The 25,369-nt window shown below is 65.4% G+C and carries 26 protein-coding genes and 1 pseudogene; 12 read left to right on the top strand and 15 right to left on the bottom strand.

Annotated features, from left to right (window positions below; translation table 11 throughout):
* Nucleotides 1-37 precede the first annotated feature (37 nt).
* Nucleotides 38-697: a Spy/CpxP family protein refolding chaperone gene (locus tag AC1DJT_RS08685; RefSeq protein ID WP_441506214.1), complete on the bottom strand. Its 660-nt coding sequence runs from the start codon at nt 695-697 to the stop codon at nt 38-40.
* A 190-nt stretch (nt 698-887) separates the two neighbouring features.
* Between AC1DJT_RS08685 and AC1DJT_RS08680 the strand changes: the two genes are divergently transcribed.
* Nucleotides 888-1,889 carry a P1 family peptidase gene (locus tag AC1DJT_RS08680; protein ID WP_441506215.1) on the top strand — a complete coding sequence of 334 codons (1,002 nt, stop codon included), beginning with the start codon at nt 888-890 and terminating at the stop codon, nt 1,887-1,889.
* Between the two features lie 27 nt (nt 1,890-1,916).
* Nucleotides 1,917-2,312 carry a methyl-accepting chemotaxis protein gene (locus tag AC1DJT_RS08675; protein WP_441506216.1) on the top strand — a complete coding sequence of 132 codons (396 nt, stop codon included), beginning with the start codon at nt 1,917-1,919 and terminating at the stop codon, nt 2,310-2,312.
* A gap of 41 nt (nt 2,313-2,353) precedes the next feature.
* Here AC1DJT_RS08675 and AC1DJT_RS08670 read toward each other — a convergent pair whose 3' ends face one another.
* Nucleotides 2,354-2,857, bottom strand: coding sequence for a GNAT family N-acetyltransferase (locus AC1DJT_RS08670; RefSeq protein ID WP_441506217.1), 504 nt, complete (start codon nt 2,855-2,857; stop codon nt 2,354-2,356).
* 54 nt (nt 2,858-2,911) lie between these two features.
* Nucleotides 2,912-3,169, bottom strand: coding sequence for a YjhX family toxin (locus AC1DJT_RS08665; RefSeq protein WP_441506218.1), 258 nt, complete (start codon nt 3,167-3,169; stop codon nt 2,912-2,914).
* A gap of 264 nt (nt 3,170-3,433) precedes the next feature.
* Here AC1DJT_RS08665 and AC1DJT_RS08660 point away from each other — a divergent pair, with 264 nt between their 5' ends.
* Both AC1DJT_RS08660 and AC1DJT_RS08655 read left to right on the top strand, forming a co-directional pair.
* The gene (locus AC1DJT_RS08660; protein ID WP_441506219.1) at nt 3,434-4,222 is read left to right on the top strand and encodes an ATP12 family chaperone protein; all 789 of its coding nucleotides are present in this window, start codon (nt 3,434-3,436) and stop codon (nt 4,220-4,222) included.
* 89 nt (nt 4,223-4,311) lie between these two features.
* A complete protein-coding gene (locus tag AC1DJT_RS08655; RefSeq protein ID WP_441491476.1) occupies nt 4,312-5,841 on the top strand; it encodes an acyl-CoA carboxylase subunit beta in 1,530 nt (509 codons plus the stop codon).
* Between the two features lie 11 nt (nt 5,842-5,852).
* On the opposite strand, the gene fabF is transcribed toward AC1DJT_RS08655, so the two are convergent.
* The 7 genes from fabF to AC1DJT_RS08620 all read right to left on the bottom strand — a co-directional run bounded on the left by fabF (nt 5,853) and on the right by AC1DJT_RS08620 (nt 11,412).
* Complete coding sequence (fabF, locus tag AC1DJT_RS08650) at nt 5,853-7,118, bottom strand: beta-ketoacyl-ACP synthase II (protein ID WP_441506220.1); 1,266 nt, start codon at nt 7,116-7,118, stop codon at nt 5,853-5,855.
* A gap of 9 nt (nt 7,119-7,127) precedes the next feature.
* Nucleotides 7,128-7,643, bottom strand: a complete 516-nt coding sequence (locus AC1DJT_RS08645) for a winged helix-turn-helix transcriptional regulator (protein ID WP_441506221.1) — start codon at nt 7,641-7,643, stop codon at nt 7,128-7,130.
* 81 nt (nt 7,644-7,724) lie between these two features.
* Entirely contained in the window at nt 7,725-8,366 is a 642-nt protein-coding gene (locus tag AC1DJT_RS08640; RefSeq protein WP_441506222.1) for a hypothetical protein, read from the bottom strand.
* Complete coding sequence (locus tag AC1DJT_RS08635; RefSeq protein ID WP_441506223.1) at nt 8,363-8,980, bottom strand: hypothetical protein; 618 nt, start codon at nt 8,978-8,980, stop codon at nt 8,363-8,365. Before AC1DJT_RS08635 ends, AC1DJT_RS08640 begins: the two co-directional genes overlap by 4 nt.
* Nucleotides 8,977-9,936 carry an ABC transporter substrate-binding protein gene (locus tag AC1DJT_RS08630; protein ID WP_441506224.1) on the bottom strand — a complete coding sequence of 320 codons (960 nt, stop codon included), beginning with the start codon at nt 9,934-9,936 and terminating at the stop codon, nt 8,977-8,979. The genes AC1DJT_RS08635 and AC1DJT_RS08630 overlap by 4 nt, the downstream gene beginning before the upstream one ends.
* Complete coding sequence (locus AC1DJT_RS08625) at nt 9,933-10,685, bottom strand: ABC transporter ATP-binding protein (protein WP_441506225.1); 753 nt, start codon at nt 10,683-10,685, stop codon at nt 9,933-9,935. The genes AC1DJT_RS08630 and AC1DJT_RS08625 overlap by 4 nt, the downstream gene beginning before the upstream one ends.
* Nucleotides 10,678-11,412 (bottom strand): ABC transporter permease, encoded by a 735-nt coding sequence (locus AC1DJT_RS08620; RefSeq protein ID WP_441506226.1) that lies wholly within the window; start codon nt 11,410-11,412, stop codon nt 10,678-10,680. The genes AC1DJT_RS08625 and AC1DJT_RS08620 overlap by 8 nt, the downstream gene beginning before the upstream one ends.
* A 337-nt stretch (nt 11,413-11,749) precedes the next feature.
* On the opposite strand from AC1DJT_RS08620, the gene AC1DJT_RS08615 reads away from it, so the two are divergent.
* The 3 genes from AC1DJT_RS08615 (at nt 11,750) to dksA (ending at nt 14,745) form a co-directional block, all read left to right on the top strand.
* On the top strand, nt 11,750-13,123 hold the full coding sequence (locus AC1DJT_RS08615; protein WP_441506227.1) for an MBOAT family O-acyltransferase: 1,374 nt from the start codon (nt 11,750-11,752) through the stop codon (nt 13,121-13,123).
* Nucleotides 13,124-13,205: 82 nt separating this feature from the next.
* Nucleotides 13,206-14,135, top strand: a complete 930-nt coding sequence (locus tag AC1DJT_RS08610; RefSeq protein WP_441506228.1) for a hypothetical protein — start codon at nt 13,206-13,208, stop codon at nt 14,133-14,135.
* 187 nt (nt 14,136-14,322) lie between these two features.
* Nucleotides 14,323-14,745: an RNA polymerase-binding protein DksA gene (gene dksA, locus AC1DJT_RS08605; RefSeq protein WP_113513504.1), complete on the top strand. Its 423-nt coding sequence runs from the start codon at nt 14,323-14,325 to the stop codon at nt 14,743-14,745.
* A 238-nt stretch (nt 14,746-14,983) separates the two neighbouring features.
* Here dksA and flgH read toward each other — a convergent pair whose 3' ends face one another.
* The 4 genes from flgH to flgF are packed head-to-tail and all read right to left on the bottom strand — an operon-like array spanning nt 14,984 to nt 18,376.
* On the bottom strand, nt 14,984-15,736 hold the full coding sequence (gene flgH, locus AC1DJT_RS08600; protein ID WP_441491486.1) for a flagellar basal body L-ring protein FlgH: 753 nt from the start codon (nt 15,734-15,736) through the stop codon (nt 14,984-14,986).
* A gap of 23 nt (nt 15,737-15,759) precedes the next feature.
* On the bottom strand, nt 15,760-16,809 hold the full coding sequence (flgA, locus tag AC1DJT_RS08595; protein ID WP_476775886.1) for a flagellar basal body P-ring formation chaperone FlgA: 1,050 nt from the start codon (nt 16,807-16,809) through the stop codon (nt 15,760-15,762).
* Between the two features lie 11 nt (nt 16,810-16,820).
* Nucleotides 16,821-17,612 carry a flagellar basal-body rod protein FlgG gene (gene flgG, locus AC1DJT_RS08590; protein ID WP_069879979.1) on the bottom strand — a complete coding sequence of 264 codons (792 nt, stop codon included), beginning with the start codon at nt 17,610-17,612 and terminating at the stop codon, nt 16,821-16,823.
* 20 nt (nt 17,613-17,632) lie between these two features.
* A complete protein-coding gene (flgF, locus tag AC1DJT_RS08585; protein ID WP_069879978.1) occupies nt 17,633-18,376 on the bottom strand; it encodes a flagellar basal-body rod protein FlgF in 744 nt (247 codons plus the stop codon).
* 292 nt (nt 18,377-18,668) lie between these two features.
* Here flgF and fliL point away from each other — a divergent pair, with 292 nt between their 5' ends.
* The 5 genes from fliL to AC1DJT_RS08560 all read left to right on the top strand — a co-directional run bounded on the left by fliL (nt 18,669) and on the right by AC1DJT_RS08560 (nt 25,206).
* Nucleotides 18,669-19,178, top strand: a complete 510-nt coding sequence (gene fliL, locus AC1DJT_RS08580) for a flagellar basal body-associated protein FliL (protein ID WP_441491488.1) — start codon at nt 18,669-18,671, stop codon at nt 19,176-19,178.
* A 39-nt stretch (nt 19,179-19,217) separates the two neighbouring features.
* Complete coding sequence (gene fliM / locus AC1DJT_RS08575; RefSeq protein WP_113513509.1) at nt 19,218-20,354, top strand: flagellar motor switch protein FliM; 1,137 nt, start codon at nt 19,218-19,220, stop codon at nt 20,352-20,354.
* A gap of 17 nt (nt 20,355-20,371) precedes the next feature.
* Complete coding sequence (locus AC1DJT_RS08570; RefSeq protein WP_441491489.1) at nt 20,372-20,830, top strand: DUF6468 domain-containing protein; 459 nt, start codon at nt 20,372-20,374, stop codon at nt 20,828-20,830.
* Nucleotides 20,827-21,660 carry a MotE family protein gene (locus tag AC1DJT_RS08565; RefSeq protein WP_441506230.1) on the top strand — a complete coding sequence of 278 codons (834 nt, stop codon included), beginning with the start codon at nt 20,827-20,829 and terminating at the stop codon, nt 21,658-21,660. The genes AC1DJT_RS08570 and AC1DJT_RS08565 overlap by 4 nt, the downstream gene beginning before the upstream one ends.
* A gap of 114 nt (nt 21,661-21,774) precedes the next feature.
* Entirely contained in the window at nt 21,775-25,206 is a 3,432-nt protein-coding gene (locus AC1DJT_RS08560; protein ID WP_476833907.1) for a hypothetical protein, read from the top strand.
* 3 nt (nt 25,207-25,209) lie between these two features.
* On the opposite strand, the pseudogene AC1DJT_RS08555 reads toward AC1DJT_RS08560, so the two are convergent.
* Nucleotides 25,210-25,369, bottom strand: a pseudogene (locus AC1DJT_RS08555) (flagellar type III secretion system pore protein FliP); the annotation flags it as partial.

The following is a 25,369-nucleotide window of genomic DNA, read 5'->3' as shown; positions in this document are numbered from 1 at the left end:
TCCGAGGAGCCGCCTCGTGAAGGCGATCGCGCTGCGATCAGTTGTTGTCGTCGTCGCTATGGTAGCGGCCGCGACGCGAGCCGCGATCGTCACCATCGTGATCCCGGCCGCCGCGTCGATCCTGCCAGCGATCGCGCATGTTCTCCCCCATCCGCTCCATGCGGGCGCGCCCCTCGGAGAATGCTTCGCGCACAGCCCGGCGCGCCACCGTCTTCTGTTCGTCGCTCAAGGTAGACCAGAGCGGACGAACGGCATCCGCGAGCTCCTTGCTGCGCGTGGCACGTGCCGCCTGACGGCTGGCCATCGCGTCCAGGCGCTCCATGATATCGGCGTGGCGGAAATTCTCACGCTGCTCGCGCATGGCCGCAAAGCCCTGACGACGCTGCTCCATGCCCTTCTTCACCGTGTTCTCGACCGCATCGAACAACGGGACCTGCTCGGGCTTGAGCTTCATATCGGCGCGCAATTTGGCAAAGCGCTCGTTCATGCGTGTCTGCGCGCGTTCGAGCCGCTCCTTCATGCGGGCTTCCATCTGCTCGGTGCGGCGCTGGTCGCGCTGGTCGGTACGCTCCTGCTGCGTCATGTCACGCGAGGATCCGGAGCCGCCGGCAGGTGGAACCGGCTGCGGCTGCGCGACCGCGAACGTCGCAGCCAGGGCGGCTGCCGACGAAGCTGCGATAAGTGCGATGCGTTTCATCCTGGGTCTCCGTTTGTCGTATCGACAAGGTCAGGTCGCTGGCGGGTCTCGAAGCCGGTTCGCGATCATGGCAAGGCTGACCTCGCGCCCCTGACCCTGCGATGGCGCAAGCATGAAAAGATCGTAATGTAGCGATGACGCGCCAGCGAGCGCGAAGTTCCCCCACGCCCCCCGGTGTCATTCCCTCGTGATGCGCAACCTGATCACCGATGTTCGCGGCCTGCTCGTCGGGCAAACCCAGGATATTGCCGCAGCGACCGGCGTCACCGTCGCCCTGTTTGACCGCCCGACCGTAGCCTCGGTCGCCATTCTCGGCGGCGCTCCCGGCACCCGCGATACCGCATTGCTGGAACCGGAAATGACTGTCGAGCATGTTGACGCCATCGTCCTCTCTGGCGGCTCCGCCTGGGGGCTGGCCGCAGCTGACGGGGTCATGGCGACGCTTGCCGCAAACGGTCGCGGCTTCCCCGTCGGCGGCATGCGCGTGCCGATCGTGCCGCAGGCGATCCTGTTCGATCTCCTGAATGGCGGCGACAAGGGCTGGGCCAGGGGCAATGGCGCAGAGGCCCCTTATCGGGCGCTGGCGCAGGCGGCAGCAGAGAATGCCGGCACTGAGTTTTTTCTCGGAAGCGCCGGCGCTGGCTACGGTGCGACCACCGCTACGCTCAAGGGGGGGCTCGGCTCAGCCAGCGCGCGCGCCGCCACCGGTCAGATCGTGGGCGCGCTCGTCGCCGTCAACGCCGTTGGCAGTGCCACGATCGGCGACGGGCCTTGCTTCTGGGCCGCCCCCTATGAGCAAGCGAGTGAGTTCGGCGGCCTCGGCTGGCCATCCCTGATCTCGCCCGATGATCTCGGGCTGCGCTTCAAGGGCGGGGCCGGACAGAACACCACGATCGCACTCGTCGCGACCGACGCGGCACTGACCAAATCGCAGGCGAAGCGGCTGGCGCTTGCGGCGCATGATGGCTTGGCCCGGGCGCTCAGGCCGGTCCATGCGCCGCTCGACGGCGACGTGGTCTTTGCCGCGGCAACCGGTCATAGCGGCGCGCCGCCCGATGCCTTCGCCCTGGCAGAACTCTGCGCGACCGCCGCCGACGTCCTCGCTCGAGCCGTCGCGCGCGGCGTCCACGCTGCAACCGCCCTTCCCTTTGCCGGAGCCAAGCCCGCCTGGCGCGACAGGTTTGGGACCTGAGGCCCGGTCCCGCTCCCGCGGCGTTTAGTGGCTCAGGAGGTCAAGGCGCTCGCCCACCAGACCTCGCTGGCGACAGACGATATCCAGCGCCAGATCGAAGCGATCCGCAACTCGAGCGGTGAAGCCGTCCGCGCCATCGACACGATGAACACGACCATCGGCTCGCTCAATGAGGTTTCGGCGGCAGTCGCGACCGTCGTCGAACAGCAGAACGCAGCCACCTCGGGGATTGCCCGCAACATCGAGGCTGCAGCACACGAGACCATCGCGGCCTCCGGCAATATCGAATTCGTCAGCAAGGTGGCCGCGGAAACCGGTCAGGTCGCGGCCTTCGTAGCCGAGTCCGCCGACAGGCTGGCCGCCCAATCCGCGCATCTCGATACCGAGGTCGCGCAGTTCCTGGGCCGGATCCGGGCAACCTGATTCTGACGCCTGCTCAGCCGCAAGACCCGGGCTCGTGTTCCTCAGGATTCGCCTGCGTCGAACGCTGCGTGGTAGCGAACTTCGCCCGCCGGTAGCGGGCCGCCAAAGCCAAGCACCTGGAAATACTCCTGCGGCACATCGGCAAGCCAGAGCCGGGGATCTGCAGCGAAACCGAAGCGAGCGTAATAACCCGGCGCCCCCAGCAGGACGCAGCCCTTCGCACCGGCCGTCTTCAGCCTGTCGAGCCCGGCGCGCACCAGAGCCTGCCCTATGCCTCTCCCCTGCATGCCCGGCCGAACAGCCAGAGGCCCGAGACCGAACCAGCCAAGCTCCTGCCCGCCGATCGTGACCGGGGAGAAGGCGACATGGCCAAGCAGGGCCTCGCCATCGGAGGCGACAAGGGACAAGGCCAGCATACCGCCCCGGCGCAAGCCATCGACGATCGCCGCTTCCGCCCCGTTGCTGTGGAAAGCGTCCTTGAAGGCGTCACCAATGAGCGCCTGGATTGCGGGAATGTCAGCGGGTTGCTCGTCGCGGATGATCATGTTGCGTCCTTGGTTCTAGAGCGGGAGGGCCCATGACGGGCCCTCCCCTTGGCCTCACCGGTTGTCGGCCTGAGACCTCACTGCGAGCCGGCCCTGTCGCGAGATGCGATAGGGCCGCCCCTGCCTCGATTCGATCATCCGCTTGCGCCTGAGGCTCCCGAAAAGCTCGAGCGTGCGGTTGGTCAACACGTAGCCCTCATGGGTGAAGCAGTCGACATGGTGGATGCGGCCATCATCGCCGCGATGGTGACGGATATGCCCGCCCTGGGCCAGCACGTGCAGCACGCGCTGCTCGCCCCTGGAGATATTCATGTTTGTAGAGCCTGTGCATGAAACCATGACAAGCGCCGGAGCCCCATGCAGGCATCGAATGCTGCATTTCAGACCCGGCGCTGCATCACGTTCCGCCGAAGCGAAACGTCACCGGGTTCCCGCACTCTCAAACATGACATTCTCCAACACGTTCATTTCCGCGCGCATAGGCGCGGGAGGACGGGCGTCTAGAGCACGCTCCTCCTAACGTCAACCACCGCCAGAACCGTTTCCCGCCGGCGCCGAATGCGCTATGGGACCCGCATGTCGACAGATGCATTTCTCCAGCGGTTCGGTGCGCCGGGTACGCCTCAGCCCGATCCCGTTGCCGCGGCGCAAAGCGCGATGCGCAACGCCCTGCCCAAGCGCTTCTACGAAACCGCTGGTGTGCTCGAACGCGACGGGCTCTTCCATGTCGCGCTCGATGGCAGGACGGCCCGGACACCGGCCCGGAATCCCTTGGCCATCACCTCGCGCCCGGTCGCCGAGGCACTCGCTGCGGAATGGCAGGCGCAGGGCGAGCGGATCGACCCCGCCGTCATGCCGCTGACACGACTGGTCAATTCCGCGCTCGATGGTGTGTCCGACCAGCATGAAGCCGTGCGCGCCGAGATCGTACGCTATGCCGGCAGCGACGCGCTCTGCTATCGCGCCAGCGAACCGGACAATCTGGTCGAACGCCAGCGTGATGTCTGGGACCCGATCGTCGCCGGCACCGAGGCCGCCCTCGGCGCACGCTTCACCCTCACTGAGGGCGTGATGTTTGCCGCGCAACCGGCCGGCTTGCTCGACGCCGTCGCCCGGCGTGTTGCCGATCTCTCCGCGCCTCTGGCGCTCGCCGGAGCGCATAATGTGATGACACTTTCAGGCTCGGCCATTCTCATGCTGGCCCTCGCCGACGGACGGCTGGACGAAGAGCAGGCATGGACTGCCGCCCATCTCGACGAGGACTATCAGATCGAGATCTGGGGACAGGATGAGGACGCCGCCGACAGGCGAACGATCCGCCGCCAGGAATTTGCGGCGGCCGTGCTTCTGCTCCAACACGGATAGCGCAAGCCCGAACGAACGGCTGATGGACAGCATGGCCTTCGCCCCTTAAGCCGGAACGCAGGCGTTCTGACCGGCGACGGGGCATTTCCATGAAGGACATTCTCGAGCAGCTTGAATCCCGCCGCGAGGGCGCGCGCAAGGGTGGCGGCGACAGGCGCATCGAGGCGCAGCACAAGCGCGGCAAGCTGACGGCTCGCGAGCGTATCGAACTCCTGCTCGATCACGGCTCCTTCGAAGAATTCGACATGTTCGTGCAGCACCGCTGCGTCGATTTCGGCATGGAGAAGGGTGAGAAGATCCCGGGTGACGGCGTCGTCACCGGCTGGGGCACCGTCAATGGGCGCACCGTCTTCGTCTTCTCCAAGGACTTCACCGTCTTCGGCGGCTCGCTCTCCGAAACACATGCCCAGAAGATCACCAAGATCCAGGACATGGCGCTGAAGATGCGGGCCCCGATCGTCGGCCTGTTCGACGCGGGCGGCGCCCGCATCCAGGAAGGCGTCGCGGCGCTCGGCGGCTATGGCGAGGTCTTCAAGCGCAATGTCACGGCCTCGGGCGTCATTCCCCAGATCTCGGTGATCATGGGCCCCTGCGCGGGCGGCGACGTCTATTCCCCTGCCATGACCGACTTCATCTTCATGGTCCGCGACACCAGCTACATGTTCGTCACCGGCCCGGAGGTGGTGAAGACCGTCACCAACGAGACCGTCACGTCCGAGGAGCTGGGCGGGGCCAAGGTCCACACCTCGAAATCCTCGGTGGCCGACGGCTCCTTCGAGAACGATGTCGAGGCACTGCTGCAGGTGCGCCGGCTGATCGACTTCCTGCCGGCCAACAACACGGTCGGCGTCCCGGAATGGCCGAGTTTCGACGTGCCGGACCGTGTCGACATGAGCCTCGACACGCTCGTACCCGACAATCCGAACAAACCCTATGACATCAAGGAACTGATCCTGAAGACGCTCGATGAGGGCGACTTCTTCGAAATCCAGGCGGCCTATGCCGGCAATATCGTCACCGGATTCGGCCGCATCGAGGGCCGCACCGTCGGCGTCGTCGCCAACCAGCCCATGGTGCTCGCCGGCGTGCTCGATTCCGATGCCAGCCGCAAGGCGGCCCGCTTCGTGCGCTATTGCGACGCCTTCGAGATCCCGATCGTCACCTTCGTCGACGTGCCGGGCTTCCTGCCGGGCACGGCGCAGGAATATGGCGGGCTGATCAAGCACGGCGCCAAGCTGCTCTTCGCCTATAGCGAATGCACGGTACCGCTGGTCACGGTCATCACCCGCAAGGCATTCGGCGGCGCCTATGACGTGATGGCCTCAAAACATATCGGCGCCGACGTCAACTATGCCTGGCCGACGGCGCAGATCGCGGTGATGGGCGCCAAGGGCGCGGTGGAGATCATCTTCCGCGGCGGCGATGCCGAGACCATCGCACGCCAGACCAAGGAATATGAGGACCGCTTCATGTCGCCCTTCGTCGCCGCCGAGCGCGGTTATGTCGACGAGGTGATCATGCCGCACTCGACCCGTCGCCGGATCGCCCGGGCCCTGGCCATGCTCAGAACCAAAAACGTCGAGCGGCCCTGGCGCAAGCACGACAATATTCCGCTGTGAGCTGACGCGAGCTACTGCCACCGCCTTAACACCACGCTCGCATTCACTCCGCCAAAGCCGAATCCGTTGGAGATGGCATGCTCCATCTGGAGCGGGCGGGCCTCCTTCGCCACGAGATCGAGCCCCGCCGCATCCTCGTCCGGGTTGTCGAGATTGAGCGTCGGCGGGGCAATCTGGTCGCGCAGCGCCAGGATGGTGAAGATCGCTTCCAGGCCGCCGGCCGCGCCGAGCAGGTGCCCCGTCGCCGATTTGGTGGCGCTGATCGCGATGCTGCGCTCGGAACCGAAAAGCGCTCTGATTGCCGCCAATTCGCCTCGGTCGCCGACCGGCGTCGAGGTCGAGTGCGCATTGAGATGACGGATATCGTGCGGCTGCAGGCCGGCCTGTTTCAGGGCGATCTCCATGGCGCGCCGCGCGCCCGAACCATCTTCCGGGCCTGAGGTGATGTGATAGGCATCGGCGCTGGTGCCATAGCCAGTGATCTCGGCCAGCGGCGCAGCCCCTCGCGCCTGCGCATGCTCCAGGGCCTCGATCACCAGCATGCCGGCGCCCTCGCCCATGACGAAACCGTCGCGGTCCCGGTCGAAGGGGCGTGAGGCACGCTCGGGCTCGTCATTGAAGCCGGTCGAGAGCGCACGCGCCGCGGCAAAACCACCAAGCGCGACAAGATCGATGCAGGCCTCGGCGCCGCCGCAGAGCGCGATATCGGCCTCTCCCGCCCGGATCAGCCGCGCCGCATCGCCGATCGCCTGCACGCCGGCGGCGCAGGCCGTGACCGGCGCACCGATCGGCCCCTTGAAGCCGTGGTCGATCGAGACATGACCAGCCGCAAGATTGACCAGGAAGGACGGGATCGTGAAGGGCGAAAGCCGTCGCACACCGCGCGTATCGGTGACGCGCACCGCTTCGGCGATCGCGGGGAAGCCGCCAATGCCGGAGGCGATGACCGTCGCGGTGCGCTCCCGCTGCACGTCATCGGTCGGCGCCCAGCCGGCCTGCTCCAGCGCCTCCTTCGCCGCCACCAGCGCGAACTGAATGAAGCGATCCATCTTGCGCTGGTCCTTGGGAGCAATAGCGCTGTCGGGATCGAAGCCCCCCTCAGCGTCCTCCACCTTCGTCGGCACGGCACCGGCAACCTTGGCCGGCAGGGTCTCGACAATGCTGTCGGGCAGGCGCCGCAGCCCGGAACGGCCAGCGAGCAGCCGCGACCACGCCAGTTCGGTTCCACAGCCCAGGGGCGAGACAACGCCCATACCGGTTACAACGACGCGGCGCATCGGCAGATCCTATTCGATGTGAGAGGGAGAGAGCGGTCGCAAACCTCTCTGCGCGGCAATGTGCCTGCGCATCTGTTCGCTGGCTCGCGGACCGGGAATGAGAGCGACATTATCGGACGTGATCGGCGTCGCGCTGGCGGCATCGACCAGGATCGGTTCGAGCGGCTGGCCGGAAACGCGCCCTGCCAGCAGCACGGACACGCCCTCGGGGGCGAGATACCGGTTGCCCCAGGCGAGCATTGCCGCAATCACCGGGAAGAAGTCCCGCCCCTTGGCGGTCAGCAGGTACTCATATCGCTTTGGCCGCTCGCGATAGAGCCGCCGCTCGAACAGGCCGCTCTGCGTGAGATGCTTGAGACGGCGAGCCAGCATATTGGGCGCAATGCCGAGACTCGCCTGAAACTCGTCGAAGCGCGTGAGCCCCCGGAACGCATCGCGCAGGATCAGGAGGCTCCACCATTCGCAGACGGTTTCGATCGTCCGTGCGCAGGGGCATTCGGAGAGTGAAGCGGGCCTGGATTGCATGCTCACTCCGGCTAGACCAGTTACTATCATTTTGCAAGTAACTGATCTGGCCGGAGCGCAGGGCCTTTCGCGGTGGGGCCGCTAACCCGGGGTTCGGAACGCCTCATCCGTCCAGTCGAGCAGCTTGCCCAGAAAGCGCGAGGCCGCCGGCATGAAGAAGCTGCCATGATGGTAGAACGGGTCGAGCGTGGTCACGATCATGCGCCCGGCCCCACCGCCAACATGACGGTGGTCGTAGAGGATCGAGCCGCCCTTGCCCTGAGGGTCGCCGTCCCGCGTGATGTCCACCAGTGAGGTCGCCCCCGGCGGGGGCGTCAGCAGGCCGTGATAGTGCCAGACCAGTTCCTTCATCCCGACATGGCGGAAAAGTTCGTGCTCGGGCGCGACGATGCGGTGGCCGGGATCGGCACCCTGCTCCAGCCACCACCAGAAATTGGTCGGACGGAACTCCCATGAGACGCCGGGCGCCCATTGCTGGGCGCTGTTCTCGCCAAGCACGATCAAGGTGCCGCCACCGGCCAGATAGTCGAGGAGGATCGGGCGCTTGCCCCGCAGAACGCCCGGATGAATGCGATCCGCCACCATCAGGGCGTCGCAGCCGGCAAGGTCGGCCGCAGCCAGTTCAGGCGCGTAGATCGTCCGGTCGAAGCGACCACCGAGCCGCTGACCATAGATTGCTTCCTGGTGGTAATAGGTTCCGCCGTCCAGCACCGCGAGTGTCATGCTGCCTCCGATGGCTTGGCGATCCAGTCGAACAGTTGCGGCATGATCCGCTCCGAGCTGTTGCCCGAGCCGAAATAGCCCCACAAATCCGCGCCGGCATGGACCAGCAACCGCCCTCCCACCGCCGGCCGGCAATCGAAATCGACCGGAGACCGGCTCGGTCCCAGGCTGTTGATGATGCGCGCACCGGGCGGTGGCGGGTTGGAACCGCGCCCATAGAAGCCCGCCACGCCGCGCCGCTTCGAGAGATCCGCAGGATCGACGCCGGCCCAGACCGGGTGCTCCGCCTCTCGGTTGACCGCGAGATCGTCGACCCGATAGCCGGGGATCGGCTGGAACCGCGAGAGTTCGGCCAGGAAAGGGTGCCCGATATGGCCGCAGACGACGATCGTGCCGCCATCGGCCAGGAAGGCTTCAAGCTGTCCCCGGCGCGAGGCAAGATAGCGCTGGTCCGAATGCAATCCGAGCAGCAGGCCGCGCGTGCGGGAAAGCGCGGTCCGTTCGAGATCGTAGAACGGCACGAGGTCGATTCGCGGGCCGAGCGCGAGATCCGTGATCAGGGCCTGGGCACCGGTCTCGCTCTGCTCGCAATCAAGGAGGATGGCGTCGATCACGGTTTGAACGCCATCGGATCGATGAGGTCGCGGCGCATGTCGATGGTCTTCTGTAACATGCCGGCCTCGATCATGAAGGACTGATCGGCTTCAAGGTTCTTCACATCGGCATCGGTCATGGCGAGCGTGAAATCATACCAGGGCAGTTGCTTGCGCGCGTCCTCGACCGAGATCTTCTGGTCCTCGGCCGCGATCTTCAGGGCTTCCTCGGGATTGGTCTTCATGAACGCGAGTGCCTTCCCGTGAGCCGCGAGATAGGCCTGCACCAGGTCCGGATGGTCCCGGAGAAAATCGGTTCGTACCGCGATCACCGAGGTCGGAGCGATCAGCCCCTCGCCGCTCGCCAGGATGCGCCCGCCGGCAGCTTCCACCTGCAGGGCATTGGCGCCGGCCAGCGTCGCCGCATCAACCTTACCCGCCAGAAGTGCTGCCCGCGCCGCCGGGATATCCATGTTGAGATACTCGACATCGCCGAGCTTCATGCCATTGGCGGCCAGCGCCGCGGCTAGGAGTTGGTTCAGCGTCGTCCCCTTGGGGCCGCCCACGCTCTTGCCCTTCAGATCCTTGACCGAAGCAGGGCCGTTCGCCGTCGTCATCACGAAGAAGGCCTTGGGCGAACGCGAATAGGCGGCAATCACCTTGAGGTCGATGCCGTTCGCGCGCCCGAGAATGGCCGAGGTCCCGCCCAGTACGCTGGCAATGTCGACCGCACCGGCGGCAAGCGCCTGGATCTGCGCCGCGCCCGAGGTGATCTCGGGATTCTCGACCTTGTTGATGCCCGCCGCCGCAAAAGCTTCCTCGAGAAAGCCCTTCTTGCGCATGACGATGGAGGGAACGTTGAAGGGTGACGCCACATAAGTAACGCGCACGCTCGATGGCTTGTCGGCAGCATGGACCGAGATCGCAGGCGCAGCCGCAACGATGACCGCAAGGGCGATCAGCTTCAGAAATTTCACGACACAATCTCCTTCTGTAAGGGATGCCTGCTCGTTTCGAGCAGGCGCTCGAGCACGGCACGGCGATGAGCGAGCAGCGCGGGATCCGTAGGGTCTCGCGGGTAGGGAAGATCGACCCGGCGCAAACCGACGAGCCGGCCCGCCGACAATTCGGCAATGGCCTCGCCGAGCAGAACCGCCTCCTCGACGTCATGGGTGACGAAGACGACGGTCGGCCGGCGCTTGCGCCAGATTTCGACGAGCTCCTGCTGCATGGTGCGGCGCGTGAAGGCGTCGAGCGCGCCAAAGGGCTCGTCCATGAGCAAAAGATCCGGTTCGAGGACGAGCGCGCGGGCAATCGCGACCCGCTGCGCCATGCCGCCCGAGAGCTGCTCCGGCGTTGCCTCTGCAAATCCCGAAAGCCCGACGAGGGCCAACGCTTCGCCGACGCGCTGATCGATGACCTCTTGCGGGATGCGGCCGCAGAGCCCGAATCCGGCGTTGCGCGCGACGCTGAGCCACGGCATCAGCCGCGGCTCCTGGAAGACATAGCCGATGCGCGGGCGCCCGCCGCCAGCAAAACTCAATGTGCCGGACGTCGGTTCGGCAAGCCCGGCCAGGATACGCAGCAACGTGGTCTTGCCGCAGCCGCTGCGCCCCACGATCGCTGTGAAGCTGCCGCGCGGCAGATCGAGATCGACGTCTTCGAGAGCGGCGACGCTGCGCCCCGCAACCGAATAGCTCATGCCGAGATTGCGGGCCTCAAACACGGCCGAGCTCCAGATGGGAGCGCAGCCACGGCGCGCTGCGGCGGATCGCGGCCCGGGCCAGGGCATCGGCGATCAGCCCGAGCACGCCGATGACAAAGACCCCGACGAGAACGATGTCGGTGCGCGCAAGATTCTGGGCGTCGATGATCATGTAGCCGAGCCCCGAGCTCGACGCGATCAGCTCGGCTCCGACCAGAGCCCGCCAACTATAGCCGAGCCCGATCCGCAAACCGACGACGAGGGCCGGAAGCGAGGCCGGAAGAACGATCCGACGCAGGATTTCCGAGCTGCTCAGGCCACAGGCCCGGCCGACCTCGACGAGCTTCGGATCCGCCTGGGCAATCCCCCCAAGGGCTCCCAGGAAGATCGGGAAGAAGCAGGAGAGCATGATCACACCGATCTTCTGCACTTCGCCGATACCGAGCCACAGGATCAGCAGAGGCAGCAGCGCAAGCGGCGGAACCTGGCGCAGGAATTCGAGCGCCGGCTCGACCAGCGCGCGCAACCGCGGCAGCAGACCGAACAGCAGTGCCAGGGGCAAGGCAGTGGCGACGGAAAGGCCATAGCCGAGGATCACGCGCTGCAAGCTGATCGCCACATGCCTGACAAGGGAGCCATCGGCGATGAGTTGACGTCCCGCCTCCATGACCGCGACCGGCCCAGGCAGCAGGAAGGGCGAAACGAGACCGAGCACACTGGCTACAGACCAGAGCAGTCCCAACAGCAAGAATATGGGCAGTCCCTTGGACACGGCTACTACGATTGTTTCAGAGCAAGGCGGCGGCGCCCGCGCGACTGACTAGCATTGTTTCGTAGCGCATCAACAATATTACGATATTTATCACGCGAATATTTATTATAATTATTCTAATGAGAAGAATACGCTTTCGACAAGCGACACAGAACGGCGCGCATGCTTTGCAGATCGGAATAACTGCGCGTTTGACGAGCATCTTCGTCCCAAAGCCCGCTTCACCGGGCCTCCCGGCCCGCGACCCCGGACATGACTCCCGGAAGATAATCGTCTAAGGCGGCGCTCGCCCCCAAGAGATTTCCCGCTCTCGATGCTGTTCAATTCCTTCGTCTTCCTGCTCGGCTTCTTGCCGCTTGCACTCGCCCTGCACTGGCTGGTCGAGCGTTTTCAGCCAAGCCTGCGGCTGCCTGTTCTGGCGCTCCTGTCCTTTGTCTTCTACGGCTATTGGGACTGGCGCTTCGTCCCGCTGCTGGCTTTCTCGATCCTGCTCAACTGGTGGACCGCCGAAGCCTTCCTGAAGACCAAGCGAAGCGGCCTGATTTCGCTGGCGATCGCACTCAACCTCGCCGTGCTGGCGCTGTTCAAATACTTCAATTTTTTCGCTGAGTTCGCAGGCATGGTTCCGGGATTACCCGTCCCCAAGCTTGATCTGGCGCTTCCGCTCGGCATCTCCTTCTTTACCTTCCACCATGTGATGTACCTGACCGATCTCAGGCGCGGCGAGGCCCCGCGCTACGATCTGGTGCGCTATGCGCTCTACATCGCCTTCTTCCCGCAGGTCCTGGCCGGACCGCTGGTGCGCTGGCGCGAGATCATGCATCAGTTCGACGAACGACCCTATTTGCGGTCCGACGCGGCCGAACGCATCGCACGTGGGCTGATGCTCCTGACTGCCGGTCTCGCCAAGAAGGTGCTGCTCGGCGACCCGCTGGCCGAATACGCCAACCCCGTCTTCGCCGCGGCAGCCGCCGGACAGGTCGTTTCAGTAGCCGAGGCCTGGCAAGGCACACTTGCCTTCACCTTCCAGATCTATTTCGACTTCTCCGGCTATACCGACATGGCGCTCGGCCTGGCCCTTCTCTTCGGCATCGTGCTGCCGCAGAATTTCGATGTGCCCTATCGCAGCATCAGCATCCAGGATTTCTGGCGGCGCTGGCACATGACGCTGTCGCGCTTCCTCCGCGACTACCTCTACATCTGGATGGGCGGCTCGCGCCGGGGACTGCCGACCCAGATCTGGGCGCTCTTCGCCACCATGGCGCTTGGTGGCCTCTGGCATGGCGCCGGCCTCACCTTCATCGCCTGGGGCGTCGCCCATGGCGTGGCCCTGATCATCTGCCTGCTCTGGCGCCGTGCCAAGCTGCCGATGCCGGCGCTGCTCGGCTGGGCCCTGACCCTGCTCTTTGTGACGCTGTGCTGGGTCTTGTTCCGCGCCTCCTCCTTCCCGGCGGCGCTGACGATCTACAAGGGCCTCTTCGGCTTCGCGCCCTTCGGCTCCGGCTTCAAATGGCGCGCTTTGCTGCCCGCAGCCGCCTTTGCGATGCTCGGCCCGACCGCATGGGCCCTGGTGCACCGGCTGCCGCCGGCGCGGTGGATCGCCGTGCTGATGGCAGTGCTCTTCGTGCTTGTTTTGTTCAAGATCGGCGACGACGCCAATTATGAATTCATCTACTTCCAGTTCTGAACGGCTCAGCGCCGAGGCCAACCCCGCCGCAGGAATGAGCTGGCAGCGGTTTATCCGCGTCTCTCTGACTGCGGGAGGCCTCTTGCTAGCCGCCTTCTTCACCGCGGCCATCCTGATCGACCCCTATGACAGCGGGCGCTCACCACTGTCATTGAAGCAGGGCGTTCGCCCGCAGGGTCCGCGCACAGCCGCCGCCAGCCGCGGCCGCGACCCTGCATTCTCGGGAGCGATATTCGGCAATTCCCATATCCAACTGGTCAAACCCGACCTGCTGAAAACGCTGACTGGAATCCCCTTCGTCTCGCTGATCGCCCCCGCGACAGGCCCCAAGGAGACGCTGGTGCTGATCGACTGGTACCTGCGCCATAGGCAAGAACCGGCCAAGGCTCTGGTCATCAGCGTCGACCACACCTGGTGCACGCCCGACCCGGCCATGCCCGTCAGCAAACCCTTCCCGTTCTGGCTCTTCAGCCGCAATTTCGCGGAGTATCTCTTCGGATTGATGCGCTACGACGTCGTCGAAGAACTGCCACGCCGCATCCGATATGAGATCAGGAACGCACCGAAACGCGCTAGCCCGGATGGATACTGGGACTATGAGGCTGGCTATGTCGGCCTGGGATATGTCGAAAAGCCCGAGCTTCGACGCAGGTTGTTCGAGCACCAGGATATGAGTGGTGGTAACGAGACCGGACCTTTCCCGGCGGCCACCGCGCTCGCTGCTCTTCTTGAGGCAGAATCAAAGGGCGCTCCCGTGGTGCTGGTGCGTCCGCCGCTCCATATTACCGCGCTGCCGGCACCTGGCAGTCCCGAAGGGCGCGCCGAGGCGGCCTGCCGGGCCGCTTTCCAGGCGCTAGCCGACGAACGCCCTGCAACGAAGCTTGTCGATCTGCGTCGCGACACGCCCCTGATCCGTGAGCCTTCCAATTTCTTCGACCATAGCCATTACCGTCAGATTGTCGCCCGCGAGGTCGAAACGAGCATTGCGGCAGCGCTCACGTCTCTGCGATAAGCTTGGCAAAGATGCCCGGAGAACGACGGATTTCATTTTTATGACAACGACTTCGCGAGATTGGTTGAAACTGCATCGATCGCGATTGTTACTGTCTCTCTCCCTCGCTATAAGGGCGCCAAATCGGCGGCCCGACTAAGGCAGAGTCGGTAGGCACGCCGGAAACAGACACTCAGAGAGCGCGCCTATGTCGAAACAGATCATCCTGGACGCCGACTACCGACCCTCCGACTCCGAACCCTTTATGAACGAGCGTCAGCGCGAATATTTTCGCAGCAAGCTGCTCGCCTGGAAGGAGGAGATCCTCAAGGAAGCCAAGGAGACGCTGGTCACCTTGCAGAGCGAGAGCGAGAATCACCCTGATATCGCCGATCGCGCCTCATCCGAGACCGATCGCGCGATCGAGCTGCGCGCTCGCGACCGTCAACGTAAGCTGATCGCCAAGATCGAAGCTGCGATCGCACGGATCGACGAGGGCAACTACGGCTATTGCGAGGAGACCGGCGAGCCGATCTCGCTCAAGCGCCTCGAGGCCCGGCCGATCGCAACCCTTTCGCTGGAGGCGCAGGAGCGTCACGAGCGCAACGAACGTGTTTTCCGCGACGACTGAACCTTTTCCGCCATCCACGGTCTGAAGAGAGCCTTTCGCCGCCGGCGAAAGGCTTTTTTGTTGGAATGGAGGAAACCCCGCGCGGGAGGCGCGGGGTTTCACTGGATGCCACCCATAAAAGCTTGGGGAGCGTGGCTGGCATCCGGGACAGGGGCTTGCCTCGGGAGGAAGCAGCCCGCCGGCCAGGGAGGGAAAGGCGGGGAGCGTACCTCGCCTGGCCGGGTTTCTCGAAGGGCCGTCAGAAGGGCAGCAGGATATCCATGACCTGCTGGCCGTAGCGCGGCTGCTGGACATCGGTGATCTGACCGCGGCCTCCGTAGGCGATACGCGCCTGGGCAATCTTGCTGGAATCGATCGTGTTGTCGGATTCGATGTCCTCGGGCCGGATCACACCGGCGACGATCAGCTCGCGCACCTCGAAATTGACCCGGATCTCCTGCTTGCCTTCGATCACGAGATTGCCGTTCGGCAGGGTCTGGGTCACCACGGCAGCGACATTGGTGGCAAGCTGCTCGGCGCGGCGGACCGAGCCCGAGCCTTCACTCGACCCCTCGGAATCGAGCTTGAGCAGTTCGCCTGCGCTGGAGCCGTCCGGCAGGAACTTGTCGAGCTTGTTCTCGAACCCCATGATCCTCGCTGCGCCGAAATCCTCGCCGTTCTTGCGGCTGCGCTTGGTGGTGTTGTCGAGCTGGGCCCGGTCGGTGACCTTGACCTTGACCGTGACGAGGTCCCCGACCATGCGGGCACGCTGGTCCTTGAAGAAGGCGCGCGAGCCTGTGCGCCACAGCGAGTTCGGCGCGAAGGAGGCATGTTCGACTGCCGGCATCGGCATCTGCACGGGCTTGTAGCCCTTCACCGCGGTCGGATCCTCGATCGGCGAGAGCGCTGGTGCCTGGCCAACATTGGCAAGCCGGTCGGCAGCCCCGCAGGCGCCGAGCGCGAGACCGAGCGCAAGGATGCTCGAGAACCTGAGAAGCTTGGCCTGGGACATGATGATATTCCGCATCTTCGTGACTACTGCGCGTTGGCGACGCGGCCAATACCGGCCGATTTGACCGTGATCCGGCCGGGACCGCTGACCGTGCCCTGCAACACACGCTTGGATTGGGGATTGGTGACGCTGACGACATCGCCCTTCGCGCCAGCCTCTCCGGCGCGCCCACGCATGGTGAGAAGCAGGCCCGGCGCCTCGTAGACGATGGTGACGAGATCGCCGCGGCCGACGATCTCCTCGCGCTGCACATCGCCATTGCGCAGTGGCATTCCGGCCATCAGCGCACGTCGCGCAACCTTGTCGACCGCTCCCTTCATCTCGGCGATCAGCTCCCCCCCCTGGCCTTCACGCGGGCGCCGCTCGACAATCACGTCTGCGGCGGTCAGCGTCTCGCCGCGGGCAATCGCGCGGAGCGGAACCACGACTTCCGTCGTTTCGACCAGATGCCCCGAGATCCGCACCGGCTTCAGGCGCAGCGCGGCGCTACCGGGCACCGTCAGCAAAGCCTGGAGGCGACGCGACCGGGCGTCATAGCTCAGATCGACCACCGTCATGGCGCCCGTCAGTTCGGGCTCGACCGCAATCGAAGGCGTGCCCCCGTCCACGGCCAGCGCAAAGATGCGGCTATCGACACCGAAGCGTTCCAGCAGCCCGGTCTTCACCGCACCCTCGACATCGGAGGCCATGACGCGGCGAGCCGCGCGGGTAACGACGACCTGCGCGATGCCCTGGCTGTCGATATCGCTGGCCTCGCGGATGACGCCGCCATTTTTCGCGGCTTCGATGATGCGGGCGGCCTGGATCGTGCCGGTCTCGCCGAGCACCGGCGCCCGAAAGGCCGGCATGGCGGCGTCCTGCGGGGAAAGGCCGGCGATCAGATCGCCGAAGGTGACGAGGTCGCGCGACAGCGTGAGTTCGTTGCGCAACTGCATCCGGCGAAGGGCCGGGGCCGGATGCGCCTTTTCCGCCGGCAAGGCGGCCGTCGCGACAGACGCGGCCTGGTGCGGCTGAGCCGCCAGCGCAGATCCAGCGAAGAGCAGGGAAACAAGAAGGCTGGAGGAGCGGATCATGAGCATGGTCCTCACCCTCGGAACATCTGGGTCGTCGCCGACAGCATCTGGTCGGCGGCGGTGATGACCTTGGAATTCATTTCATAGGCACGCTGGGCCGAGATCAGCGACGACAGCTCGATGACGGCCTGCACATTGCCTTCTTCGAGCGAATACTGCTGGAGCGTGCCGAACCCCTCCGCCCCGCCGACGCCATCGATCGCCTGGCCCGAGGCAGCCGTCTCGATGAAGAGGTTGTCGCCGAGCGACTCAAGTCCGACCTTGTTGATGAAGCGGGCAAGTTGGATCTGCCCGATCTGCTGTGGCGCGGTCTGGCCGGGGAGCCTGACTTCGACCGTGCCCTGCGCGTTGATGCTGACGCTGGTCGCGTTGTTCGGGATCGTGATGCCCGGCTCGACCTGATAGCCGTCGCGGGTGACGAGTTGCCCCTGCGAGTCGAGATCGAACGAGCCGTCGCGGGAATAGGCGGTCCGTCCATCCGGCATGCGGATACGGAAGAAGCCCTCGCCCTTGACCGCGAGATCGTATTCCTTCTCGGTCGACGTCATGTTGCCCTGCGTCATCACGCGACCGGTCGAAACCGTCTTGACGCCCGAGCCGATGAAGGTCCCCGCCGGCACCTGCGTGTTCTGATCGGAGGTGGCGGAACCGGCCCGACGAAAGTTCTCGTAGAGGAGATCCTGAAAGTGGACGCGCTGGCGCTTGTAGCCAGTGGTGCGCACGTTGGCGATGTTGTTGGAGATGACCTGAACGTTGAGTTCCTGGGCCATCATGCCGGTCGCGGCGGTCTGAAGGGCGCGCATTGTGCTGGCTCCTTTTCCTGTCAGGCCTGCTGGTCAGCGAGGCGCGAGATCGCCCGGCTGCGCAATTCGTCGGATTTCGACATCAGGTTCGCCATGCTCTGGTAGGAGCGCTGGACCTCCATCAGCCGCGTCATCTCGATCACCGCCTTGACATTGGATGTCTCGACCGCGCCGGGCTCGAGGCGGGCCAGTGGCCCGGCCGGCTGAGCCGGAGCGGTCGAAGCGAAGAGATTGGTGCCGTCGCTGCTCAATGCAGCCGGATTGGCGAAACGCACCTGGCGGAGCTTGCCGCGCGTGCCGAGATTGGTCGACACAGTGCCGTCCGTAGCGATGCTGGCGCCGGTTTCGGTATCGCCGAACTGGATCGGGCCGCCCTCTCCCAGGACCGGCTGGCCACCCTGGGTGACGAGCTGGCCGCGGCCATTGATGGAGAGCGAACCGGCGCGCGTATAGCGCTCGCCCTGCGGGGTCTGCACCACGAGGAAATTGTCGCCGCGCAACGCCACATCGAGCGGATTGCCGGTGCGCTCGATCACGCCCTGAGACAGATCGACCGGGGTGCCCTTGTCGATGACATAGGAGAGCTTGCGGTCAGGCGCCTTGAAGCCCTCGGCACTCGCCTGGGGCATGAGAAACTCATTGAAGCGCGCCGAACGCGCCTTGAAGCCGTTCGTGCCGACATTCGCCACGTTATTGGCGATAACATCCAGCTCACGCGCCAGAGCCATCTGGCGCGACAGGCCGACGAGAAGCATGTTCTCCACGGCGGTAACTCCCGATCATGTCCCGCGAAAGCCTCGACGCTCCCCAGCGCAGCCTTCGCAGATCAGTCACCGCAACCCCCGTGCCAACGTGGTTAACTGATATCATCGCTTTGAAATATAAGAGATATTATTCAACCCGGACTGCGCCACCCGCTCGGCAACAGCGTGTCGACGGGCAGAAACGACCGGGCAAAAACTGCCGTCCTTAACGAGACGTTAACCCTGTTTCGGCAGATTTGCAGGAGTGAGCCGCCCAGAATGGAGCCGCGCTCCGGTACCCGGGCAGACAGGTATGGCCAAGAAGACCAAGAGCAGCGACGACGAGGCCGCAGACGGCGCCGGCGCGCCGAAGGCGGGCAAGAAGAAGCTCGTGATGATCGTCGGTGGCGTTGTGCTGCTGGCCGCTCTCGGTGGCGGTGGCTGGTTTTTCCTGAAGAAGCCTTCACCAGAGCAGCTTGCGGCAGCGGAAGCGGCCAAGAACGTCAAGAAGCCGGCAACCTTCGTCGAAATGAAGGACATGATGATCGGCATTTCAAGCGGCGGCCAGCAGGACCGCCAGCCGATCATGAAGATCAAGGTCGTGCTCGAGATCGCGGATGCCAAGGCCTCCGAGGAGATCAAGCCGCTGCTGCCGCGTGTCGAGGATGCCTTTCAGGTCTTCATGCGCGAGCTGCGCCCCGCCGATCTCGACGGCTCCGCCGGAATTTACCGGCTGAAGGAAGAGCTTCTGCGTCGCGTGAACGTCACCGTCTATCCGGCCAAGGTCGAAGCGGTGCTGTTCAAGGAACTGCTGGTCCAGTGAGCCGGCCTCTCCGATCCCTGACCATCAGCCGAGCGTCCCATGGCCGATAGCGAACTCGAACAGACCGGCGGCCTTCCCAAGGACCAGCCTCTGACGCCGGAGAACATGGCGGCGGAATGGGCCACCATGCCGGACACCGTCGAGGAGGAAGGCGAGGCCGAAGGCGGTACCGACCGCCTGATGAGCCAAGACGAAATCGACACGATGCTCGGTTTCTCGGCTGGAGACGACAAGGACAGTCGCAACGGCATCCAGGCGATCGTCGAATCCGGCTCGGTATCCTATGAACGCCTGCCGATGCTCGAAATCATCTTCGAGCGTCTGGTTCGGCTGCTCTCGACCAGCTTGCGCAACTTCTTCACCGACAACGTCGAGGTGTCCCTCGAGAGCATCCGCTCCGTGCGCTTCGGCGACTACATCAACTCGATCTCTCTGCCCGCCATGCTCTCGGTCTTCAAGGCAGAGGAATGGGACAATTTCGGCCTGATCACGATCGAGTCCTCCCTGATCTACTCGGTGCTGGACACGATGCTCGGCGGCAAGCGCGGGCAGCCTGCCCCGCGGGTCGACGGGCGTCCCTTCACGTCGATCGAATTCAATCTGCTGAAGCGGGTGATCGCGCTCGTCCTGAGTGATGCCGAAGCGGCATTCCAGCCGCTCTCGCCGGTGAATTTCAAGGTCGACCGGATCGAGTCCAATCCGCGCTTCGTCTCGATTTCGCGCCCTGCCAACGCAGCGATCCGGGTCGAACTGCGCTTCGACATGGAGGGGCGCGGCGGCTCGCTGCACATCCTCCTGCCTTATGCGACGATCGAGCCGATCCGTGAACTGCTCCTCGAGAGCTTCATGGGTGAGAAGCTCGGCCGCGACCCGATCTGGGAAAACCACCTCGCAACCGAGGTCTGGCAGACGGACGTCGCGGTGAAATGCGTGCTCCACGAAACCCAGATGCCATTGAAGCGCGTGATGAAGCTCGAGATCGGCGACACGCTGATGTTCGACGCGCGCCCCGATTCAGTGGTTTCGCTGCGTTGCGGGGACTTCATGGTCAGCGAAGGTCGCATCGGGCGCGTCGACGACAAGATCGCCGTCCAGGTCGTCAGCCCGCTACGCCGCTCCAAGACCACGATCGCAGCCTTCGACAGCGCCACCAGCCATCTCGGCTCGCCGATCTGACGCCCGGGGACAACGCCATGACGATTACCCTTATCGCCGATGCGCTGGTCGCCAGCCTCCTCGTCGCCACCATCATCACCTGCTATGTCCTGTCCAAGCGAATCGAGCGGCTCAAGGCGGATGAAGGCGCGATGCGACAGACCATCGGCGCCCTGATCTCCGCCACCGACACGGCCGAGCGCGCCATCGCCGGCCTGAAACTGACGCTTGGCGACTGCGACCGGACGCTGGCCGAGCGACTGCGTACGGCCGAGCGCTATGCCGCCGATCTCGCGGCCCAGGTCGAAGCCGGTCAGGACGTCATGGAACGCATCGCCCAGATCGTCAGCGCCGCCACGCTGGTTGCGCCCAAGGCCGCGGATGCTGTGCCCGAGGTTGCCGAAGAACCGACCGTCTCGCGCCTGACGAATGCCGCGCACGCCGCCGCCGCGATCCGCGCCCGTGCCGCCAAGCGGCTGGAAGGTCAGGCGGCGTGATCGAGAGGCCCCGCCTCATCCCGGCAGTGATCCTCGGCGCCATGGGCCTCCTGGCGCTGAAGCTGATCGCCTGGACGTCGGAGCCTTATCCCGCCAAGGGGCCTGCCAGCGCGCAGGCGCTTGCGAAGACCCAGCCCGCCGCACAGCCTCTCAAGACGGAACCCGAAGTCTGGGGCCTCGCCAAGGTCATCGCCCGCGCACACGCTCCCGATACGTTCCTCGATCCCGAAACCACCGGCACGATCGAGAAGCCCAAGGCCAATCCGGAGGAAGAGGCGAAGGCCGAGGCTGCACGCGCGGCCAACCCGAACAACAAGGCCGATGTCCTCAATGGCACCGCCAGGACCACCTCGCCTGCCGAGCGCGCGATACTGGAGCGCCTCGGCGAGCGGCGCGAGGAGATCGAGGCGCGCATGCGCGAGTTGGAGATGCGCGAGCGCCTGCTCGACACGGCAGAGAAGAAACTCGACGGCCGCGTCGGCGACCTGAAGCAGCTCGAGGACAAGGTCGACGGCCCCAAGGCCAAACAGGCCGAGGAAGAGAGCAAGGCAATCAAGAACCTCGTCATCATGTACGAGACCATGAAGCCGAAGGACGCCGCAAAGGTCTTCGACCGTCTGAACCTCAGCGTGCTGGTTCCGGTGGTCCAGCAGATGAACCCGCGCAAGATGTCGGATGTGCTCGCTGCAATGTCCCCGGATGCCGCGGAGAAGCTGACCGTTGCCTTGGCGACCCCGGCGCGCGCGCCCAGCCTCCCGCGTCTTGCCGCCGAATCGGCGCCCCTGTCGGGCAATGAGCTGCCCGCCGTCGCGCTGCCGCAGCGACGCTGACCCTCCCGCGTCCTTAACCGGCCATTATCCTTGACGCCCTATCGTCGGTAGCGCTCGGGCTGCCGTCTTGCGGTCGTGCCGGGCACTGGTGTCGCGTTGCGTGAGTGTACCGGTTTGCGTTTCCCGCGTTCTCTTGCCTTTGGTGTCGGACTGGCCGCGCTTGGCGTTGCCGCCAGCCTTTCCATGCCCGCGCTTGGGGCAACGGCGACCTTGCAGGGTGCCGCCATGCCGCCCGGCTTCGGGCGCCTGTCGCTGACGTTCGACGAGCCGATGCCAGTGCGCGTCAGGGTCGCCAATGGCGTCCTGGTCGTTGCCTTCGGCGGCCCCGTGAAGATCGACGTCAACAAGATCGCCAAGGAACTCCCGGACTATGTCTCGATCGCGCGGATCGACCCTGATGGCCGCGGCATGCGCTTTGCTCTCGCTCGCCCCTACAAGGCGAACCTGATCGAGGCCGGCGACAAGGCCTTCATCGACCTGCTGCCGGAGACCTGGAAGGGCGTGATGCCCGGCCCTCCGCCCGAGGTCATCGCCGCTTTGGCCGAGCGTGTCCGGTTGGCGGAGGCCCGCGCTCGCGAGATCGACCGCCGCCCACCAACTGCCCCCAAGCCTCTCCTGCTGACCAGCGCCAAGCTGCCGACACTCGAGCGCCTGATCTTCCAGGCGCCCTCCGACACCAAGCTGGCGCATGAGCTTGTCGACGGCACGCTCAGGCTCACCTTCGACCAATCGCTCACGGTGGAGCCCTCCGCGATCCGGTCGGCCCTGCCAGAACGGGTCGGGTTCGTCTCGACCGAGACCGGTGCGGAGAATACCCAGCTCGACCTTTCCCTGCCCAAGGACTGGCAGGCTCGCAGCTTCCGCGACGACGACCGCCTCGTCGTCGATCTGCTGCCGCCGGCCAAGGCCGGCGTGCTCAGCCTGACGGGGCTCCCGGCGAGTGCCGCCGATCAGCCGGACAAGCCGCCCGCCCCTGCCGTCAAGCCGGCAGCTGCAAGCGAGGCACCGGCACCACAGCAAGCTGCTCCAGTCGCCAAGCCAGCCGCAGAGCCTACCGCGCCGGCCATCGACCCGACGCCTCAGCTCGTGAAGATCCAGTCATCGGCGGGCCCGGATGGCAGCCGCATCGATTTCCGCTTCCCGCGCCCGACCGGGGCTGCGGCCTTCGTCGATGCCGGCCTGGTGACTCTCGTCTTCGACACCCGCGACACGATCGACCCCGCGAGCTTTCGGCAGATGCTTCCGGAGCTGATCGAGGAAGCCGTTGTCACGCGCGAAGGCAAGGCCACGCTGGTCCGGCTGCGCCTGTCCAACCAGCAGTTGGTGCGCTTCAGCGATGACGGCACCGGCTGGACGCTCGGCTTCGGTGAGCAGGCAGGCAAGCCGACGAACCCTGTCGCCCCTGCACGCACGGTCGATGAGCGCGGCCAGACGATCCTCGCCATTCCCCTGCCCGGCATGACCGGCGTGCATTGGATCGAGGGCGGGACCGCGGGCATGCCCATGGCCATCGCAACCGCGCTGGGGCCAACGCGGGCTGTGACCAAGCCCTATCGCTTCGTCGAGTTTGGGTTGATGCAGACCGCCCATGGCCTCGCCATCATGCCGCGCTCCGACGACATCGTCGTCCGCGCCGGCACCGAGCAAGCGCTGATCGGGCGCGCCGGCGGCCTGACCGTCACCCTCGATCTTCCGCAGAGCGAGGAAGACAAGACGAAGACGCCGGTCGCGGCGCCCCCGCCCCTGCTGAGCCCGGAGCTCTGGGCGAAGCTGCGCGTTGCAGCCGTCCGTGAACGTGCGCGTGAGCTGCTGCGCGATGTCGCCGACGCCTCGCGCAGCCGCAAATCCGAAGCACGGCTGGCTCTCGCCCGCTTCTATGCCGCAAACGGGTTGATGCCGGAGGCCGCGGGGCCTCTCCAGGCGATGCTGGCCGACGATGCCGCCATGCGCGGCAATCGCGAGGCTCTGTTCCTGAAGGGTGTGATCGCGGCGAAGATGCACCGTACCCCCGAGGCTCTCGCTTCCTTCGAGGCCGGCCCGCTCAAGGAAGATGCCGAGGCGGGGCTCTGGCGCGCATTGATCGAACAGCGGCTCGGGCGCCAGGCCCAGGCGCTTGCCGGTTTCCGGCGCGCCGAGGCGACGCTCGACGGCTACCCGGATGATCTGCAGGTGCAGTTCCGCCCGGCGATGGCGCGCGCAGCCATGGCCATGCAGGATATGACGACGGCCGAGCGCCAGATCGAGCGGCTCTCGGAATTGCCGCGCGATCTTGTGGACAAGGAGGAGCTCGCACTCCTTCGCGCCATGCTCGATGATGTCAGCGGTCGCCCAGAGGCCGCGCTGAACGGCTACAAGCCGCTATTCGAGGCCGCCAGCAGGCCAGTCGCAGCGGAGGCGCAACTGCGTGCCATCCGGCTGGTGCAGACCGAGAAACGCCAGGACATTTCGCCTGATGAGGCGACCCGCAGGCTCGAGACGGTGTCGATCATCTGGCGCGGCGGCGAGATCGAGATCGAGGCTTTGTCCGAGCTCGGCCGGCTCTATACCGCGCAGCACCGTTGGCGTGACGCCTTCCAGATCGCGCGCCGCGCCAACAACAACTACCCCGACAATCCGCTGACGCGCCGCCTTCACGATGAAACGGCCCAGCGCTTCGCCGAGATCTTCAGCAATCGCGACGCAGCGCAGGAACAATTGCCGCGCATCGAAGCGCTGGCCCTGTTCTACGACTTCAAGGAATTCCTGCCGATCGGCCGGCGCGGCGACGAAATCGCCCGCCTTCTCGCCGACCGGCTGGTGGAACTCGACCTGCTCGACCAGGCGAGCGAGATTCTGCGCTATCAGATGCAGGCCCGCCTGACCGGCGCCGCGCGGTCGACGATGGCTGCACGCCTTGCGATGATCGCGCTGATGAACGGCAAGCCAGCCGAAGCGCTGCAGGCGATCTCCTCGACGCGGCTGATCGAACTGCCGGGAGACGTCAAGCGGGCGCGGCTCCTGCTCGAGGCGAAGGCCCTCTCCGATCTCTCGCGCACCGACCAGGCGCTCGAGATGCTCGAAATCGAGCGCGGTCCGGAAGTCGACCGGCTGCGCTCGGATATTTACTGGACGGGCCGCCGCTGGCGCGACGCTGGCGAAGCGCATGAACGCATTTTGGGCGAAAGCTGGCGCGGTAACGCGCCGCTGAACGAGCGTGAGCGCGCCGACGTGATGCGCGCCGCCGTCTCCTATGTGATGTCGAACGAGGCTCTGTCGCTCGACCGGCTGCGCACGAAATTCGCCGCCAAGATGGCCGAGAGCACGGATGCTCGCACCTTCGCCTTCGCGACCGGGGCCAACCGTGCCAATGCCGCCGATATACGCGAGATGGCGCGCGCCGTTTCCGGTGCCGACAACCTGTCGGAGTTCATGAGGGCCTATCGCGAGCGCTATCCGGCCTATTCAAGCGCTGTGCGCAGCCGGCCCAAAGCCGAGCCCGAACAGGCAGCACCACCCAGCTCGACCGGCGCCGAGGCGAGCCCGGGCGCAGCGCCAGGCCGCGGTTGACCGCTACGTTCCGTAACTCTTGATCAGCGATCCCGTGACGAGGCCCCAGCCGTCCACCAGGACGAAGAAGATCAGCTTGAACGGCAGCGCGACCGTCACCGGCGGCAACATCATCATGCCGACGGACATCAGGATCGAGGCCACGACGAGATCGATGATGAGG

The sequence above is a fragment of the Allobosea sp. 05T422_2 genome (assembly GCF_056396265.1).
The sequence above is the reverse complement of the archived record's forward strand: the minus strand, read 5'-3'. Positions and strand labels throughout refer to the sequence as shown.